The 19,026-nt window shown below is 28.7% G+C and carries 14 protein-coding genes; 10 read left to right on the plus strand and 4 right to left on the minus strand.

The features are described 5' to 3' along the window. Window positions 1–176: 176 nt before the first annotated feature. From B2W91_RS18640 to B2W91_RS18655, 4 genes are all read left to right on the plus strand, one after another. Entirely contained in the window at window positions 177–527 is a 351-nt protein-coding gene (locus B2W91_RS18640; RefSeq protein ID WP_291583656.1) for a hypothetical protein, read from the plus strand. Window positions 528–651: 124 nt separating this feature from the next. Continuing rightward, entirely contained in the window at window positions 652–1,341 is a 690-nt protein-coding gene (locus B2W91_RS18645) for a response regulator transcription factor (RefSeq protein ID WP_291583658.1), read from the plus strand. Between the two features lies 1 nt (window position 1,342). Then, window positions 1,343–2,740 (plus strand): sensor histidine kinase, encoded by a 1,398-nt coding sequence (locus B2W91_RS18650; protein WP_291583659.1) that lies wholly within the window; start codon window positions 1,343–1,345, stop codon window positions 2,738–2,740. Between the two features lie 11 nt (window positions 2,741–2,751). Further along, window positions 2,752–4,326: a hypothetical protein gene (locus B2W91_RS18655; RefSeq protein WP_291583662.1), complete on the plus strand. Its 1,575-nt coding sequence runs from the start codon at window positions 2,752–2,754 to the stop codon at window positions 4,324–4,326. 549 nt (window positions 4,327–4,875) lie between these two features. Here B2W91_RS18655 and B2W91_RS18660 read toward each other — a convergent pair. After that, on the minus strand, window positions 4,876–7,878 hold the full coding sequence (locus B2W91_RS18660) for a vitamin B12-dependent ribonucleotide reductase (protein ID WP_291583664.1): 3,003 nt from the start codon (window positions 7,876–7,878) through the stop codon (window positions 4,876–4,878). Between the two features lie 672 nt (window positions 7,879–8,550). On the opposite strand from B2W91_RS18660, the gene B2W91_RS18665 reads away from it, so the two are divergent. The 5 genes from B2W91_RS18665 (at window position 8,551) to B2W91_RS18685 (ending at window position 13,642) form a co-directional block, all read left to right on the plus strand. Continuing rightward, a complete protein-coding gene (locus B2W91_RS18665; RefSeq protein ID WP_291583666.1) occupies window positions 8,551–9,057 on the plus strand; it encodes a gamma carbonic anhydrase family protein in 507 nt (168 codons plus the stop codon). Window positions 9,058–9,304: 247 nt separating this feature from the next. Beyond that, entirely contained in the window at window positions 9,305–9,811 is a 507-nt protein-coding gene (locus B2W91_RS18670; protein WP_291583668.1) for a GAF domain-containing protein, read from the plus strand. A 10-nt stretch (window positions 9,812–9,821) separates the two neighbouring features. Beyond that, window positions 9,822–10,661: a CvfB family protein gene (locus B2W91_RS18675; RefSeq protein ID WP_291583670.1), complete on the plus strand. Its 840-nt coding sequence runs from the start codon at window positions 9,822–9,824 to the stop codon at window positions 10,659–10,661. Between the two features lie 198 nt (window positions 10,662–10,859). Beyond that, window positions 10,860–12,650, plus strand: a complete 1,791-nt coding sequence (locus B2W91_RS18680) for a DUF2207 domain-containing protein (RefSeq protein WP_291583672.1) — start codon at window positions 10,860–10,862, stop codon at window positions 12,648–12,650. 167 nt (window positions 12,651–12,817) lie between these two features. Beyond that, entirely contained in the window at window positions 12,818–13,642 is an 825-nt protein-coding gene (locus B2W91_RS18685; protein WP_291583674.1) for an MBL fold metallo-hydrolase, read from the plus strand. 45 nt (window positions 13,643–13,687) lie between these two features. On the opposite strand, the gene B2W91_RS18690 is transcribed toward B2W91_RS18685, so the two are convergent. The 3 genes from B2W91_RS18690 to B2W91_RS18700 all read right to left on the minus strand — a co-directional run bounded on the left by B2W91_RS18690 (window position 13,688) and on the right by B2W91_RS18700 (window position 17,791). Further along, a complete protein-coding gene (locus tag B2W91_RS18690; RefSeq protein WP_291583677.1) occupies window positions 13,688–16,336 on the minus strand; it encodes a cation-translocating P-type ATPase in 2,649 nt (882 codons plus the stop codon). A gap of 381 nt (window positions 16,337–16,717) precedes the next feature. After that, window positions 16,718–17,254 (minus strand): chromate transporter, encoded by a 537-nt coding sequence (locus B2W91_RS18695; RefSeq protein WP_291583678.1) that lies wholly within the window; start codon window positions 17,252–17,254, stop codon window positions 16,718–16,720. Between the two features lie 3 nt (window positions 17,255–17,257). Next, window positions 17,258–17,791 carry a chromate transporter gene (locus B2W91_RS18700; RefSeq protein ID WP_291583680.1) on the minus strand — a complete coding sequence of 178 codons (534 nt, stop codon included), beginning with the start codon at window positions 17,789–17,791 and terminating at the stop codon, window positions 17,258–17,260. A gap of 663 nt (window positions 17,792–18,454) precedes the next feature. Here B2W91_RS18700 and B2W91_RS18705 point away from each other — a divergent pair. Next, window positions 18,455–18,877: a YaaR family protein gene (locus B2W91_RS18705; protein WP_291583682.1), complete on the plus strand. Its 423-nt coding sequence runs from the start codon at window positions 18,455–18,457 to the stop codon at window positions 18,875–18,877. The last annotated feature ends 149 nt before the right edge of the window (window positions 18,878–19,026 follow it).

A 19,026-nucleotide genomic window follows, 5' to 3' on the forward strand; every position in this document is an offset into this window, starting at 1 on the left:
AGAATTTTTGTTATGGAAATTAAAATCATGCATAAGCTGAATTTTCATTGTGGAACCCTATATAATGTTTATTAAGATTTCATTAAACTTTTATATGTAAAGAGAAAAATTGAAGAAGTTATATTATAATTAAATTAGTATGAAAAGTTATTACTTAAAGAGGGGAAAAATACGACATGGATAGTAAAAATATATTATACACTGTATTAGCAATAGTTTTAATTATTGTATTAGGACCTAGTATTTTAAGCATATTAGGCGTTGTAATAAGTGGGATATTTATATTAATTATGATTTTATTATTAGTTATAGTTTTAGCTGTGGCTTATTGGAGATATAAATTTAATAAATCGCAAAAGCAGTTTAATAAAAACTTTGAGAGAAGAAAAGGATATACTAATAATCCACATGATACTACAAGTTCTCATACATCATATAGTAAATCAAAGGATAGTGGCATAGATTATGGTAATTCTACGATTATTGATGTTGAATATGAGGATACTAAAAAAGAGTCAGATAAGTAGTTATAATAGACCACAATTTTTGTGGTCTTGTTTTTAATTTTTTTAATATTATACTATACATAATTAAGAAAACAAATAGTTTCATGATTGCTATGTCTTTACGATATTTAGGAGGTGCGGGATAATGGCTAGAATTTTAATAGTTGAAGATGAAACTTCTATAAGAAAATTTCTTAAAATAAGTTTAAAGAGAGAGAACTTTGAGGTTATAGAAGCAGCAAGCGGAGAGGATGGTATAAAGAAGGCAAGAGAAGAATCGCCAGATGTAGTCATTCTAGATATAATGCTTCCAGGAATAGATGGATTTAAAGTTTGTGAAATATTAAAAAAAGAGTATGAGGAGTTAGGAATTATAATGCTAACTGCTCGAGGACAAGATACTGATAGAATAATGGGATTAGAATTTGGAGCAGATCATTATTTAGTAAAGCCATTTAACCCTTTAGAGTTAATTGCTATAATTAACTCATTACTTAGAAGAATTAAATATAGCAAAAAAAATCATGATGGCAACTATCTATATTCTAGTAATTTTAAAATAGATTTATATGGTAAAAAAGTTTATAAAAATGATATAGAAATTGATTTAACCCCTAAAGAATATATGCTTATGAAAATCTTTATGGAGAATCCTAATAAGGCTTTTAGTAGGGATGAGCTTCTAGATATGGTATGGGGATATAATTACATAGGAGAAAACAAAATTATAGATGTCAATATAAGAAGAATAAGAAGTAAAATAGAAGATAATCCATCGGAACCTAAATTTATAGAAACTATTTGGGGAACAGGATATAGATGGAAGGAGAATTAAGTTGGTATCTATTAAGAGAAGAATTTCAGGCAGTTATTTACTTATTATAGTGTTAACTATAGTTATTGTTGAGTTAATAATAATAACTGCAATTAAAAGCTATTATTACACAGGACTTAATGATACCCTAAAGAACCAAATAATTATTTCAAGTAATTTCTATAATACTTATCTTTCTTCTGAAAGAGTACGGGTTAATACAGCTAATGATGTAGATTTATTTTGGGAAAATACTAGTGCACAAGTACAAGTTATTGATAAAAACGGTAAAGTGCTTATGGATTCTTTAGGAGTAGATGTAGGAAATATTAATCCTCCAGAAAGGTTAACGGATGTTATAGAAGGTAAAGAAAAAATAGTAGTAGAAAAATTAGCTATTAATGGAGAGTCGTCTATAAGTATGACTACTGCTCTTAATCATAATGATAAAATAGATGGGGCACTTAGATTTATAGCATCTACTGCTGAAGTTGACAAAACTGTAGCTAAAGCATCTGAATACGCATTATTAGTAGGAATATTTGTTATAATAGTTTCAAGTATTGTAAGTTTATTTATATCGAATAGTATTACTAAGCCACTAAAAAAGATAAGTTATGGTGCAGAAAAAATGGCGGCAGGAGATTTTAGTGAAAAAATACCTAAATTCTTTGATGATGAGCTTGGAAAATTAGCAGATACTCTTAATTATATGTCAGATGAAATTATGAAAAACGAAAAGCTTAAAAATGAGTTTATTGCTTCTGTATCTCATGAACTTAGAACGCCGTTAACGTCTATAAAAGGATGGTCAATTGTGCTGAAAGCTTCAGATTTCCAAGATGAAGAAGAAATAAAGGAAGGGTTAGATATAATAGAACAGGAAGTAGATAGATTAACTCACTTAGTAGAGGATTTATTGGACTTCTCAAAGCTATTGTCAGGAAAAATAACCCTTAAAAAAGAGAATATAAATTTAATGGCATTAATTTTAGCGCTATCAAAACAATTAACACCAAGAGCTAAAAATAAAAATTTAACGTTAAAGACAAATGTTGATGAAAATTTACCGAATATAATTGTAGATAAAAATAGAATAAAACAAGTTCTTATAAATATCTTAGATAATGCTATTAAATTTACTCCTGCTGGGGGAGAAATCACTTTTAATGCTAATATTATAGAAAATAATATTATAATAAGTATTAAAGATACTGGAATAGGCATTTCACAGGATGAAATACCTAAAGTTAAGGAAAAGTTCTATAAGGGAAAGAATTCCAACTCTAGTAATGGTATAGGATTATCTGTTTGTGATGAAATTATCCAAATGCATAATGGATCATTAGATATAAAAAGTAAATTAGGGGAAGGTACAAAAGTTATAATAGCCTTGCCGTTGCAGATTGATAATGATTGAAGGAGGGGGCTATGAAGAGATTTTTTAAAATGCTTATAGTAAGTTTAATTGCATTAGCTTTAGTAGCTTGTAATTATGATGAATTTGCAGCAACTAATAAAATATCATCTCCTAAAATTGAGCCATCTCTATTAGGAAAATGGGAAATTGAAACATATAAGTATTTAAATACAGACGAACCGGAAGATGCTTCTATTAAGCTATGGGTTAATAAAATAATCACATTTAATAAAGATACAATAGTATCTCCAAATGATACTTTTATTAATCCCAAATATAAGCTAAAAGTAGTGAATTCATTAGAATATATATATAATAAATATGATACTATTCCAGAAAGTTTAGGAATAGAAGAAAATGAAATTCAAGTATTTACTATTGCATGCTCAAATAATTATTTTATAAATATCATATTATTAAATAATGATGAGGCAATTCTCGAGAAGAATAGTACTTTATATTATTTATCAAGGATAGGAAGCGAAGATAAAGGCATTGTTAATAATCATGAATTTAATAGAGGGGTGACTGTAAGCCCTAGTGAAGAAATAACCGCTAATAAATTTAAGAGATATCAAAGTGGTGTTATAATTGGACTTAAATCTTATGTAGAAGAAGAATACAATTATCCTTATGGGAATAAAGAAGAAAAGCCTAAGACACCTGTTTATAGAACATTATGGATTAGTTATGATGGGCAAGTAAAAGAAATAAAGGAATTACCTTATATATTTTTAGCAAGAAAAAATGGATTTTGGAAGGTTGACTCTAAACGGATAAAAGGTGATAATCATTTCTATGATTCAATTTCTGCGGCACCTATAGGAAAGACTTCAAAGGCGAAAGTACCTTCACAGGATTTTATTAATAGTAGTTCATTTTATATTGAAAAAAGTATAAATTTTATTTCAAATGATTATATATCCTTAGATGTAAAAGGTGAAGGAAATAAAAAGGATGAAGCTCAGCCATATCAGTATAGTCTTTTAAATACTATACCAATAGATACAATCTATTCTGGTGAGGATCGTGCCATAACTATTTCAGAAGCTATAGGTGATAAGGGAGTAGACGCTCTTAAAGTAGCAATTCAAGGAAGTGCTAAAGATAAAGAAAATAACAAAAACTTTGAATTAAAGAATGCAGAACAGTTTAATGGTTTTGGGCTTGTAAGAAAGAATGGAAAATGGATAATGAAAGGACGAGTAAACTTTTCTAATGATAATCTATCTTATAATTATGGAGAATTTGAAATTCCTATATTGATGCCTGAAAGTTTATTAAAGTATGATTCTATATTTGCACCTTGGTCTCAAATAAAACAATCAATACCGCAAGTTAAAGATATATTTTCATCACCGAATAAAAATATGTCTATTGTTGTTACCGATGAAAGCTTACAAGTTTACCCTATAGCAGGAAATATATTAGAAGAGGCTCCTATTAAGGAATTTAAACTAAAAGAAAATGAAACTGTTATAATGGCAGAATGGGCAACTGGTGAGTATGTAGATATATGGAATGATCAAGTAAATAAATCGCTGTCTTTAGAAAAGAAAGCAGAAGAACAAAAAAATGAAAAGTAAATTAAAAGACCTATGCTATTGCAATGGGTCTTTTCTTGTTCCACCTCTGGGGAATTTAATCAATGGAGAATTGAGAATGGAAAATTGACAATTATAGTGGAAATTAATTCTTACCAATCAATTTCTTTAAATAAATTTTTCTATAAAAGTGACTGAGTCACTTTAAAAAGAAATAAATTTAGAACTTCTCTTATAAAAGAGAAGTATCAATAATTCTCCATTGTCAATCATTAATTTTCAATTGTATAAGGGTTCCCCTGAGGTGCAGTATAGTTCGGAGCAAGGCCTAATAACTTTAGCTAATCTTAAGGAGTATCTATTATAATTAAGAATTAAGTATGAAGAATGAAGAATTATGGTTGAAATTATTTTTAGCCAAAATAATTTCTTTAAATAAATTTTTAACCTAGCAATACAATTGCTAGGTTTTTATCGTAGTGGCGAACAGTGTTCGCCGCTACAGGATCGATTATGGATATTTCTCAGCAGTAGCTGAGAAATATCCATAATTATGAATTAGAAAAAGGAGTTCAGCGAACTCCTTTTTTATTAGCTGCATCCTGTAGTAGTACCACAATCTTGGCAAACCTTACAAGTACCATTCTTCACTAGTCTAGTGCTTGAGCAGTGAGAACAAACCTCAGAATATATTCTTTCACCATCAGGTAAATTATCGTTAATTACTAAACTACTAGATATTTCACTTTGAGCGGTAAAATAGTTTCTTTTGGTTATCATCATTATATCCTCACTATCAGGCTTTACCTGGCAGCGAGAAAAATCTCCAAGCTCTATATCTATAACCTTACTGATTAAATCAGAAATGGAAGTTACATGCTTAATGTATGGATGTTTCTGTACGAAGCCATAAGGTTCATATTTTTGACCTCTTAACATTCTAGCAATATCCTGTGCAGGTACGTGATATTGAAGCATAACGGAAATTGACTTTGATAGTGAGTTTAATAATCCAGTAATTATTGTTCCCTCTCTATCTGTTGTTATATAGATCTCTGTAATTGCACCCTGTTCATTTCGATTAACAGTAGTGTATATTTTAACATCCTCTATTTGTGCAGGATGAGTAGTGCCAACTCTTATGCCTTCAGGCTTTTCACGGGTTGAAATGTTAGAATTTTTTTGTAACTCTTTAGCCTTTTCCAATAGTTGAGCATAAGTTAAATCTTCAAGAGTAAGCTTTCTTTCAGAATTTAGAGTTGTGTTTAATGGTTGGCTAGCTTTACATCCATCTCTATATAATGAAATTCCTTTTACTCCTAGTTTCCATGAATTAATAACAACCTTCTTGAAATCACCTACTGTTGCATCCTTAGGTAAATTAACTGTTTTAGAAACAGCACCAGAAATCATAGGAGTTATACTTGCCATCATAAGAACGTGACCCATAGATTCTATAAATCTATCTCCACTTCCACATTTATTTGCGGTATCAAATATAGGAAGATGTTCTTCTTTAAGATGAGGTGCACCTTCAATTTTTCCATCTACAATTTTTTCATATTCTAAGCCAGCTTCATTAACTATTTCTTTTCTTAGGATATAATCAATTATATCTTTGATTTCATCTTCATTATAACCTAGGTTTTCAAGAGAAGCTTCTATAACTGGATTTACAATAGTCATAAATCCACCACCAGATAATTTTTTATATATAAAGTGAGAGAAATAAGGTTCAATAGATGTAGCGCCACAATCCATTGCAAAGGAGATAGTTCCTGTTGGTGCAATAACAGATACCTGAGCATTTCTGTAACCATATACTTCTCCAAAGGATATAGCTTTACCCCAAAGCTCTTTTAGGGCTTTGCTTATATAATCTAATCCATTATTAGTCAATATTTCATGATTTATTTCTACAGGAGTATAGTCTAAACCTTCATATTCAGAACCTATAGCTTTAGCTACTCTTGCGTGATTCCTTATAACTTTTAACATATAGTCTTTATTCATTTCATACTTCTCAAAAGCTCCTAACTTTTTAGCCATAAGCGCTGAAGTGATATAAGAGCTAGCTGTTAATATACCTATGATACTAGATGAAAAACTTCTAGCTTCATCTGAATCATATGGGTAACCCATCACCATAAGTAGCGAAGCTAAATTAGAAATTCCAAGTCCAGTAGATCTAAATAAATATGTTTTTCTAGCTATGTCTTCTGTAGGAAATTGCCCCCAATGTATAGACGCTTCAAGAGCTAATTGTAAGAGTCTCACTAAATGAATATAACCTTCTAAATCAAAAACTTTATTTCTAACATCATAAAATTTATATACGTTTATTGATGCAAGATTACAGGAAGTGTTATCTAAGAAAGCATATTCTCCGCATGGATTTGTAGAGTTTATTCTATTATATTTTGCACCATATAAACCATCTTCTCCAGCAGGGCAAGTATGCCATGCGTTGAAGGTATCATCAAACTGAGGTGCTGGATCAGCACATTTCCAGTCAGATAAATTAAAAGAATCCCATAACTCTTTAATTTTAACAGTTTTATTTGCAGAATCATCTGTTCTTCCTTTAAGCTCGATAGTCTCATCTTCATTTTCTGAAAGATTAATAACTTTTTCCATAAATTCATTGCTTAGTCTAACAGAGTTATTTCCATTTTGTCCTGATACAGTTTCATATGCTTCACCTTCAAAGGTTGCATCATATCCCATTTTACCAAGAGCCCTTACTTTATCTTCTTCTTTAGCCTTCCATTCTATAAACTCAAATATTTCTGGATGGTCAATATCTAAGGCAACCATTTTAGCAGCACGTCTTGTAGTACCACCAGATTTTATAGCACCAGCATTTCTATCAAGGCCTTTTAAAAAACTCATAACTCCAGAAGAAATTCCTCCACCAGATAATTTTTCACCTTTTGCCCTAATGGTAGAGTAATTTGTACCTGTACCAGAACCACCCTTAAATAATTTAGTTTCTGTAACATATTGTTCAGAAATAGAATGTTCTCCAAGTAATTTATCTTCTATAGAAAGTATAAAACAAGCAGAAGCTTGAGTACGAGTATACGCATCTTTACTTTTTACTACTTTAGCTTTTTTTTCATCATAGTAGAAAGTATCTAAACTATCTGTATCTATATTATAGGCATGTTTTAAGCCTGTATTAAACCATTGTGGAGAATTAGGTGCATACATTTGATTCAAAAAGCAGTATGCAAGTTCATCATATAAAATTTCTTTTTCATCTTCGTTATTTATAAGTCCTTCATCAACTAAAGCATCACACCAAAAGTTTACTATTCTATGAACTATCATCTTTAAGCTGTTTTCGTATCCAACTTCATTAGGTACCAATGCTTTTTTAAAATACTTAGAAGCAATTATATCACAAGCATTTTGTGAGTAATCTTTAGGAAACTCTAAATCTTTCATATCAACTAGTACTGCATTACTCTTATAATCTTTTATAAAAACATCAACCTTTTTCCATTCAAACAAATCGTAAACTGTTAAATCTTTATTTTCCGTTAAGGCTTTTGTGTAATATCTTTCTAAAAATTTCTTAATATCGTCCATAATATAATGCTAGAAAATATATTTCTAGCATAGCCACCTCCCGTATTTAAAATCAACTAAGTCGAAATAACACTATATATAGTTCTATAATATTTCATATGCACTATATGTGGTATTATATACCAAGATTATAATTTAATCAATAAGAATTATTATATAAAAATAAGAAAAAATAATCAAAAACTTCTGAAAATAGCTTTATAGCTTTATTTTTCAGAGACTAGCTTTTTTATATAATATTCACTAAAATAATATATAGGGCATCTTCAAAAAAATACTAGACCAGTATATTAGCCTATTTTCCATCATACTGCGTTGTCAGAACCCGCCCATAGCTCCACTATGAGCAGAATCTAACGCCTTGTCTGATATGAGGCATATTCAAAAAATAACTAGTTAGTATACTCATCTATTTTGCATCATACTGCGTCGTCAGAACTCCATGATAGCTAAACTATCATGAAAACCTGTCTCCTTTTCTGATGCAAAATATATTTCGAATCTTTAACTAGCTATTTTCTTTCATATGCCTAAAATATACTAACATCTTTGATCTATTATTTTCTTTCAGATGCCTAAGCAATATGAAAAAATAATTATTAGAATATACTAGAATTATTTTTTGAAAGATGTGTAATATTAAATTTAGAGAAAATATAAGGAGATAGAACTATGATTAAATCATTTAAGGGAGTAAATCCTAATATACATGAAAGTTGCTTTATAGCAGAAAATGCAGCTATTATAGGAAATGTAGAGGTAGCAGAAAATTCAAATATATGGTATGGTACAGTTTTAAGAGGAGATATGGACTGTTTAAAAGTAGGAAAAAATACAAATATACAAGATAATAGCACTGTACATAATGATCATAATACACCAACAAAGATAGGGGATAATGTTACTATAGGTCATAATAGTATTATTCATGGATGTACTATTGGGAATAATGTTTTAATAGGAATGGGCTCTATTATACTTAATAATTCTGAGATAGGAGAAAATACTATTATAGGAGCAGGAAGTTTAGTAACTCAAGGTAAAAAAATACCATCAGGAGTACTATGCATAGGATCTCCAGCAAGAGTTGTAAGAGAGTTAACAGAAGAAGAAATTGAACATATAAAAAAATCTGCAGAAGGATATGTTCAAATGGGAATGGAACACAAACAAGGATAGTAATTCACAATGCACATTTCACAATTCACAATTGTGGATAATTCTCAGCAGAGCATGAGAATTTTTCAAATTGAAATAATGAGAAATGCTTTTAATTTTAATAATATATAATCTTTAGTTATAATAGCTTACTAAAATTTTAATTGAAGATTAGAATAAATTATTAATTTCTTAGCATTAGCTAAGAAATGTCCAAAATTGTGAATTGTGCATTGTGAACTGTGAATTGAAAAGTGGGAGTATTATAATGATAAAGCTAGATGGTATAAATAAAATGACAAATGAGCAGAAATATAGATATATGCTAACTCTTTTAGAAGGCCAATTAAGTAGTGAAAGTGATGTCTTAGCGAATCTTTCAAATGCATCTGCAATTATTTATGCTCTTATAGATAAAATTAATTGGAGTGGATTTTATTTTACTAGAGGAGATGAGTTAGTTTTAGGACCTTTTCAAGGTAGGCCTGCTTGTAATAGAATAGCTTTTGGGAAAGGTGTTTGTGGAGCAGCAGCAGAAAATAAAGAAATAAAAAGAATTGAAAATGTACATAACTTTCCAGGACATATAGCTTGCGACTCTGCTTCTAATTCAGAAATTGTAATACCTATAATTAAAGATGAGGTAGTTTATGGTGTTCTTGATATAGATAGTCCAATATTTAATAGATTTACTGAATTAGAAGAAAAGTACTTAGCTAAGTTTGTAGATAAACTAAACGAATATGTAAATTGGGAAAAATTTTTAAAGAATTAGGAGATTATACATGATAAAAATTGGAGAAATAAATAAACTAAAAGTTGTAAGGGTAGCGGAAATTGGATATTATTTAGATGGAAAAACTGGTAATACTTCTGATGATATTTTATTACCAACAAAGAGTGCACTAGGCAATGAACTTCAGGTTGAAGATGAAGTAGAAGCTTTTATATATAGAGATTCTAAAGATAGAATCATTGCCACTATGAAAAGCCCTTTAGCACAAATAGGAGAAATTGCTTATTTAGAGGTAGTAGATAATAGCAAAGTAGGTGCTTTTATAAGCATAGGACTTGAAAGGGATGTACTAGTACCTTTTAAGGAAATCAAATATGAGTTAGAAGTAGGAAAAAAATACTTATTTTATCTATACTTAGATAAAACTAATCGTTTAGCAGCTACCACTAACATAGATAAATATCTTCATGATACAAATAGCTACAATATAGGAGAAGAGGTTGAGGGCACTATATATGGATTCCAAACTAATGAAACAGCTATGATAGCTTTAGAAAACATTTATAGGGGAGTAATACTTAAAAACGAGTACTATAATGACCTTAAAGCAGGAGAAACCATTAAGGTTAGGGTGAAAAGATATTATGAAGAAGGTCAAGTTGGTGTAACCTCAAGAAAAAGCAGGCTAGTAGAAAAAGAAGATTTAGAAACTGTTATATTAGATTATTTAAAGAAAAATGACGGATCAATGAAATTAAATGATAAATCATCACCAGAGGATATAAAAAACATTTTTAATACAAGCAAAAATGCTTTTAAAAGAGCTTTAGGTGGACTTATGAAAAGAAATCTAATAATGCAAGATGAAAATGGAACAAAACTAATATAAATAAGAAAAATCATCATGGCATCATGATGATTTTTGCTTTCTTCAATTTTATGAAAAATATTTATAAAGGGTGTAAAAGAGGAATTAAAAATAATTTATTGAACTATATATAATTAAGTTTTAGGAGAAACCTTTAAATCTAAAGGAATTTAATCTATTAAGTTATTTCTTTCTAGTAATAGTAATTGAGGTGAGCAAATGAATAACAAAAAATTAGCAATAAATTTATTTAAAGTTTTTAGCTTAATGTTAATATTTATAATTTCAACCTCCATAGCCGTTTATGCCAGTGACAAAGAGGTTAAAATTAATGAACTTCATTCCACAGTTAATATTTTAAAGGATGGGTCATTAAAGGTTGAAGAAATATTGGCTATGGATTTTAAGGGGAATTTTAATGGAGCTTTTAAAGATATTTCTATAAAGGGGACAAATGGAATTAAAGATTTAAGAGTTTTTCTTATAGAAGATGGTGTAGAAAAAGAATTTAAATATAGTGAAAAAGCTAAAAATGGAGATAGTTTTCTTTATGAAATAGAAGAGGAAAATAAAGATTTATTTAGAATTAAATTACATATTCCATCGAAAAATATAAAGAGAAAAATTAAGCTTAGTTATACATTGGCTGATGTAACCACGTTATATAACGATGTTGGAGAGCTATATTATAATTTTTGGGATAAAGGATATAAAAGTGAGATAGATAGTTTTAGTGGAGTAATAGTACTTCCTAAAGAGGTATCAAAGAATAATATTAATGCATTTTTTGATACAGGAAAGGGATTTCCTGAAGCTAAAATTGAAAACAATAAAATAATATTTGAAGCGGTAAATATTAAAGAAAATATGTATCTCACTGGAAGAGTTGTATTTCCAAAAGAGCTGTTAATAAGTTCTGCTAAAACTAAGAATAAAGATGGATTCACGGAAATAATACAAAAAGAAGAAAATAAAAGAATGAGCTATGAAAAGAAATTAGAAACCAATAAAAAAATTAAAAAGATTATTGATTTTCTAGTTTATATATTTTTAATTGCAGGATTACTTCTTATTGGTTTTTATAAGAAAATTACAAAAAGGGCTATAAAAAATGAAATTTTTAATGAGTTTCCAGAAAAATGTAGTCCTGCTATACTGTCAAGATTCTATAACGGAAAAGTTACAACTACAGAGTTTATAACTACCCTATTAGATTTGAATAGAAGAGGGTTTATAGAGTTGGAGAACAATACAGTAGGAAAAGACGAGGATTATAAAATAATAGTCTTAGATAGGCCATATGAGAAGCTTCTAGCTCATGAACAGTACCTAATAGATTTGTTGATAGATATGAGTAATTACAATAATGAAATAACCATGAAAGAGATGGAGGCAATTGCTAAGGGTAAAGAAAAAGGGATTGATTTTATAGCAAGTTACCGCAAATGGATAAAAAAGGTAGATGACTTAGTAGAAGATAATAATTATTTTGATGGAAAGAATAGAGCCTCTGGAGCCTTATATATAATTTTATCTATTATAGCTATTATTATGTCAATCCTATCATTAACTAATGGAAATATTATGGCCATATTATCACTTATAATCAGCATAATTACATTTATTTTAGGAATAGCTTTAACAATGAGATTAAGTGATTATGGATATAGTCAAAAAATGAAATGGAAAAAAGTAAAAGCAAACTTTGAAGGTAGAGACTTAGCCTCTATGGCCATGATGTATCCTTTAGATGAATATCTACCTTATATGATAACTTTAAATGTTAGCAGAAAAAGACTTGAAGATTTTAGAAAATTTGCATTGACTTCATCAATATATGCTACTAATATATGGCTTATAAATTATTTTCACTTTGATAATTTTACAACTACAAATTCATTTATATACTATGGATTTCTAGATACCTTTTCCAGTACAGTAGATTATGACGGAGGTAGTTCAACTGGAGGCGGCGGTGGCTGTAGTGGTGGCGGAGCAGGCGGATTTTAATAATGAAAAATTAAAAATAAGATAAAGATTAATTTTACTAACAGATTTTTAGATATAATTTTTATAAGAAGCAATATCTATATTATAAGAATTAATCGTTATAATATAGATAACTAAAATATAATATATTAAATTGTAAAGAATTTTAATATAAAAAGGAGTATGATATGGAGGTTACAGCATTATTAGAAAACAAGGCACTATCTTCGCAATATGACAGTAAACATGGATTATGTATACATGTAAAGACTGAAAAGCATAATATACTATTTGATGTTGGGCCTAATAATTTATTTATAAAAAATGCCATGAAATTAAATATAGATATTTCAGAAGTAGATGTTGTTGTAATATCGCATGGACACAAAGATCATGGTGGAGGACTAAAAGAATTTTTAAAAGTAAACAATAAAGCAAAAATTTATATTCATAAAAATGCTTTTGATAAGTACTATAGTAATGTTTTAGGATTGTTTAAATATTATATAGGTTTAGATAGAACTTTAAGAGAAAGTGATAGAATTATTTTAGTTGACGATTTTTATAAAATAGATGATGAACTTATTATTTTTAGCAAAATAAGCTCAAATAAAATGTTGCCAACATCAAATAAAAATTTATATGTAAAAGAAGGGAATTTGTTTGTTCATGATAAATTTAATCATGAGCAAAACCTTATAATTATATCTGATAATAAGAGTTATCTCTTTGCAGGCTGTGCTCATCGTGGAATAGTTAATATATTAGAACAGGCTGAAGATATTGTAGAGAAAAGCATAGATTTTGTTATTGGAGGGTTTCATTTGTTTAATCCTATATCCAGTAAATATGTAAATGTAGAATTAATAAATGACATTGGAAAATATTTAAATGAAAAAGAATCAATATATTATACCTGTCATTGTACTGGGGAAAAAGCATATGAACAACTAAAAGGAATTCTGCACGATCAGATTAATTATTTGTGCTCTGGTCAGGTGATCTCCATATAAACTAATAAATAATTAAGAGGAAGCTAAATTTAAGCTTCCTCTTAATTATTTCATTCTCAGTCTTTTTATTAGTTTAACAAATTCATTAAGTACTAACGGCACTAAGCTTAATAGAAATACGAATTCCCAATCACTAATTGTAAGTCTATATATTCCAAATAAATTTGCTATTGGAGCAATTGATATTATCGTTAATTGTAATAAGAATCCAAGTATTATAGCACCGATTAAATACATGTTCGAAAATAATCCTATTTGGAATATGGATTTAGTTTCATTTCTCATATTTAATGAGTGAACTAATTGAGTTCCACTTAAAACTGTAAAAGCTAGAGTTTGAGCATGAGTTAAAACCTCTTTAGGCATAGCTGATAATGAAACATTTGAACCACCATAGGTCTTAGCACCATAAACAAAAGCAATTAAAGTTAAGGAACCTATTAGAGTTCCATTAGCTACTAGGCTTAAAATTGATCCTTTAAATATACTAGATTTAGGATTACGAGGGTTTTTATTCATTACATCCTTATCACCAGGATCCATACCTAATGCTAATGCAGGGAAAGTATCTGTAATTAGGTTAACCCATAATATATGAGTTGCATTAAGTGGAGTAGCCCATCCTAAAAGTATAGCAAAGAATAGGGAAACAATTTCTCCAGCATTACAAGAAATTAGAAATACCACAGACTTTTTGATATTATTAAATATATTCCTACCTTCTTTTATAGCTGATACTATAGTAGAAAAATTATCGTCTGTTAATATCATATCAGAAGCGCCTTTAGCTACATCTGTTCCTGTAATACCCATTGCAACTCCTATGTCAGCAGCTTTTAATGAAGGAGCATCATTAACGCCATCGCCAGTCATAGATACTATATTTCCTTTTAACTTAAAAGCTTTAACGATTTTAACCTTATGTTCAGGTGAAACTCTTGCAAATACCCGTAAGTTATCTATTTTATTGGATAATTCCTCGTCAGATAATTTATCAAGATCAGCTCCTGAAATAACTTCATTGATGTCATTTACAATTTCTAAATCTTTTGCTATAGCAAAAGCAGTATTTTTATGATCACCAGTAATCATTATAGTTTTTATACCAGACTTTTTACATAGAGCAATAGAATCTTTAACCTCAAGTCTAGGAGGATCAATCATTCCAACTAAACCTATGAAAGTTAAATTGTTTTCTAAGTTATCAATTTCAATATCAGTTGAAGGAATAACTTTATAAGCACAACCCAAAACTCTTAGGGCATCATCAGACATATCATAGGCTGATTTTAGAAAAGTATTTTTTAATTCATCAGTTAAAGGTATTATTTCATTATTTATATAAGCATTAGTACAGATATTTAATAAGTTGTCTGTAGCGCCCTTAGTCATGACGTAATGTTCGTTATCGTATTTGTTTACTGTGGTCATTAGTTTTCTATCAGAATCAAAAGGAACTTCATCAATTCTTTTATGTGAAGATTCTAACTCTTCTTTATAGATATTGAACATATTTCCTGCTTCTAATAATGCTATCTCAGTTGGGTCACCAGTTTTTGAATTTTCTCTAGCTGTAGCATCATTACAAAGTACCATATTTTCTATTAATAACTTGTGTATAGGATTATTTGTATTTAATTTATCTATATTGTCTAAGATGTTATCAGAGTAAAACTTTACTACTGTCATTTTATTTTGAGTTAATGTACCGGTTTTATCTGAGCAAATTACATTTACTGATCCTAGGGTTTCAACTGAAGGAAGTCTTCTAATTATAGCATTTTGCTTTATCATCTTTTGAACGCCAATAGCAAGCACTATTGTAACTATAGTAGCAAGACCTTCAGGAATTGCGGCTACTGCTAAACTTATAGAGGTCATAAACATTTCTAGTTTATCTCTACCTTGAAGTAAGCCTATTACAAACATAGCTATACATATACCTATAGCTAGAAATCCTAAAATTTTTCCTAACTCTTCAAGTTTCTTTTGAAGTGGGGTTTGTTCATTTTCACTTTCATCAAGCATTTTCGCTATTTTACCAATTTCGGTATTCATTCCTGTACCAACAGCTATACCTATTCCTCTACCATAAGTAGCTAAAGTGGACATAAATGCCATATTTTTCTGGTCACCTAAAGAAATATCATCACTAGTTATTAAAATACTTGCATCTTTATCAACAGGTACAGATTCCCCTGTAAGAGCAGACTCCTCAATTTTAAGATTTGCGCTTTCGATTAATCTTAAATCGCAGGGAATATATCTTCCAGCATCTATAATAATTACATCTCCTGGAACGACCTCCTCAGAAGGTATCTCTTTAAGTTCACCATCTCTTTTAACTATAGCTTTAGGTGTAGAAAGTTGTTTTAGTGCATCTAGTGCTTTTTCGGCTTTAGCTTCTTGGATCATTCCTACTAAGGCGTTAATTAATATAACAACTCCAATAATAATAGTATCGCTGATTTCTCCTACAGCAGCAGATAGTATTGCAGCGGCAACTAATATATAGATTAAAATATCTTGAAGTTGGGAAAAAAACATTTGAATTTTAGTTCTAGGTTTTTTTGTTGCAAATTTATTTAGACCAAACTGCTTTTTTTTCTCTTCAACTTCTGCAGACGTCAGGCCGGTAATACTATTGGTTTGAAACTCTTTTAAAACTTCTTCTGAACTTTTGCTAAACCACATTAAAAATCACCTCTAAAACATATTATCCACAAAATATACAAAAATTATTATTGTGGAATATAATTTAAAAATTTCAAATAACTGTTATTATAGAAAATATTATAACATAATATGGTTTTAAATACAATATATAATTTGAAATAAATGTAAATATTGTATTTAAATTAAAAAAACTCTTTAACATTATAAATTATATATATTAAGATAAAAGAGAATTTAGGATAAAATTTACATTTAGCGGATTTTTTAAAACAAAATTTGTTTAAAAAAACTCCAAAGCTTTAGCTATGGAGTTTTAACCATAATTCGTATTATTAATTCTTAATTTTTAACTCATAAATAAGAATTTTTGTTATGGAAATTAAATTTTGCATGATTCAATTAAAATGGTAGTATACCATAGAATACTATCCCTAAAATTCCTGAAATAACTATTATTAATATTGGATGAATTTTAGTTTTTATTAACATTATTCCAATTATAAAGGCTATGACTATGCTTTTAAAGTCTATGTAAGAAGTACGTCCAAGAGATAAAAATACAGAGATTATTAGACCTATAAGTGCAGGTCTCATACCTAAAAGAGCAGAGGTTAATAAATCTGACTCTTTGAATTTTCGAAAGAAGAAATAAGCGAGTGTTACTAAAATAAAGGAAGTAGTTATAACACCCAGAGTCGCAACTATGCTTCCTAAAACACCATAAACTCTATACCCTACAAAAGTGGCAGAATTTATAGCTACTGGACCTGGTGTCATTTGAGAAATTCCAATTATATCTATAAATTCAGTGTAACTAATCCAGCTATTGTTTGTTACTATTTCTTTTTCAATTAAGGATAACATTGCATAACCGCCACCAAATCCAAAGGTACCAATCTTTAGGAACGCTAAATATAATTTAAAAAGTACATGCAATTGTTACACCTTCTTTCTATTTGCAGTAATGCCGTAAATTGCTGACAGTAATATGATTATTACAGGATTTACATTAAATATAGTAATCGCAAGTACTGTTATAACTATTATCACGATATTTATATAATTTTTATTGAGGGATTTACTAAGGCTTATTACTGCTACCAGAACTAATAAAGGCACCGCAGCATTAATTCCTTTAAATATCAATTCAACAATGTAGAGATTTCTAAATTTTGCAAAGAACATAGCAATTAGAAGTATTATAAAGAAGGATGGTAGGGTTACACCAAGCAAGCCTAAAATAGCTCCAGGAAAATTACCTATTTTATAACCTATAAATGTACAGCTGTTTACGGCTAAAGCACCTGGAAAAGTTTGAGAGATAACGATTATATCTAAAAATTCTTCTTTAGTAAGCCATTTATGTTTATCCACTACTTCTTTTTCAATTAGAGGGATCATTGCATATCCACCACCAAAAGTAAAGCTTCCAATTTTGAAAAAAGTAATAAACATTTGGAGAAGCTTTTTCATACTGATTATCACCACACCTTTAGAATATTTTAGTATATAAAAATATAAAATTTATTTAAATTAAAATTATCATGTTCGTAAAATTATAATAATGAATATTTAATATTTGTAAATTGACGATAAAAAATTTGTGATTTAAAAGCTATGACTTCATTATACTTTTTTCATTATACTCTCGCTATTCTTAATAATCAAACAAATTCAATTTAGTCTTAAAGAATATGATATTATTACGATATAATTATTATAAGAGAATAAAGGGTCTTCAAAAAATAGTCATTAGAAACCTCAAGTAGTTGGTAAAAATCATAACAAATAATAGTATATCGTAACCTTTAGGTATGATGTTATAACTATATGATGTTTTCAAGCCTAAGTGGGTGTAGAATTGTGAAAACAGTTTAGCACGATGAACTATGTGTAGTTAAAAGAAATGGTGAAAATTATATTGGTTATATAACTGCACTTTATTCAAATAAAAATCAATGCAATATTACTACCACAGAAAATAAAATACTAAAAAGATATGGAATTAAATCTTGTAAATTATTATGGAGATTTAATAAAATATATTGGTTTTAAAAAACGTAAAAATTAATATAAAAAAATATAAGAAAGGGGTAAGGGTATGTTTTGTTACGTTTTTCATAGCTAGGTATTTAAATGGAAATATCTAAATTAGGAAGAACTACTCCAATAAAGACAGAAGGGGTTACTATAAATAAACATAATGACTTTTCAAGAAATTTTAATTTTGCACGTCAAAAAAAGTCAGAAGAACAATTAAAACAAATGTTAAAAAACATAAAATCTAAAGGAAGCAAATTGGTGGCAACCAAATGTTATGCTGATGTTAGAGCTTATAAGAAAGAAATAAAAGAGTATTTAGAATCTGTACTTGCTTTTATGTATTCAGTTAAAAAAGATATAAGCTTTTGGCAAACTCAATATTTTATTACTATAGAAACTGTGGATAAAAAACTAGAGGAACTTACACAAATGTTATTAAGTGAAGAAAAAGAAACTTTAAATATAGCAAGCACTATTGACGAAATAACAGGTCTCATTGTAGACGTATATAAGTAAAACTAAATAAAAATTATTGAACAATTTTTATCTTAACTCTTCGTTTTTAATTTTAAAAAGTCGTGACTAAATGTCACGACTTCTTATAGGGTTCCACAATGAAAATTCAACTTATACATGATTTTAATTTCCATAACAAAAAATCTTTT

This window comes from Clostridium sp. UBA6640 (assembly GCF_002455975.1).
Taxonomy (GTDB): domain Bacteria; phylum Bacillota; class Clostridia; order Clostridiales; family Clostridiaceae; genus Clostridium_J.

What these genes read in the sequence shown, in the direction of transcription:
- B2W91_RS18640 (WP_291583656.1), top strand. Translation starts at nt 177, where the DNA reads ATGGATAGTAAAAATATATTATACACTGTATTAGCAATAGTTTTAATT.
- B2W91_RS18645 (WP_291583658.1), top strand. Translation starts at nt 652, where the DNA reads ATGGCTAGAATTTTAATAGTTGAAGATGAAACTTCTATAAGAAAATTT.
- B2W91_RS18655 (WP_291583662.1), top strand. Translation starts at nt 2,752, where the DNA reads ATGAAGAGATTTTTTAAAATGCTTATAGTAAGTTTAATTGCATTAGCT.
- B2W91_RS18660 (WP_291583664.1), bottom strand. Translation starts at nt 7,878, where the DNA reads ATGGACGATATTAAGAAATTTTTAGAAAGATATTACACAAAAGCCTTA.
- B2W91_RS18665 (WP_291583666.1), top strand. Translation starts at nt 8,551, where the DNA reads ATGATTAAATCATTTAAGGGAGTAAATCCTAATATACATGAAAGTTGC.
- B2W91_RS18670 (WP_291583668.1), top strand. Translation starts at nt 9,305, where the DNA reads ATGATAAAGCTAGATGGTATAAATAAAATGACAAATGAGCAGAAATAT.
- B2W91_RS18675 (WP_291583670.1), top strand. Translation starts at nt 9,822, where the DNA reads ATGATAAAAATTGGAGAAATAAATAAACTAAAAGTTGTAAGGGTAGCG.
- B2W91_RS18680 (WP_291583672.1), top strand. Translation starts at nt 10,860, where the DNA reads ATGAATAACAAAAAATTAGCAATAAATTTATTTAAAGTTTTTAGCTTA.
- B2W91_RS18685 (WP_291583674.1), top strand. Translation starts at nt 12,818, where the DNA reads ATGGAGGTTACAGCATTATTAGAAAACAAGGCACTATCTTCGCAATAT.
- B2W91_RS18690 (WP_291583677.1), bottom strand. Translation starts at nt 16,336, where the DNA reads ATGTGGTTTAGCAAAAGTTCAGAAGAAGTTTTAAAAGAGTTTCAAACC.
- B2W91_RS18700 (WP_291583680.1), bottom strand. Translation starts at nt 17,791, where the DNA reads ATGAAAAAGCTTCTCCAAATGTTTATTACTTTTTTCAAAATTGGAAGC.
- B2W91_RS18705 (WP_291583682.1), top strand. Translation starts at nt 18,455, where the DNA reads ATGGAAATATCTAAATTAGGAAGAACTACTCCAATAAAGACAGAAGGG.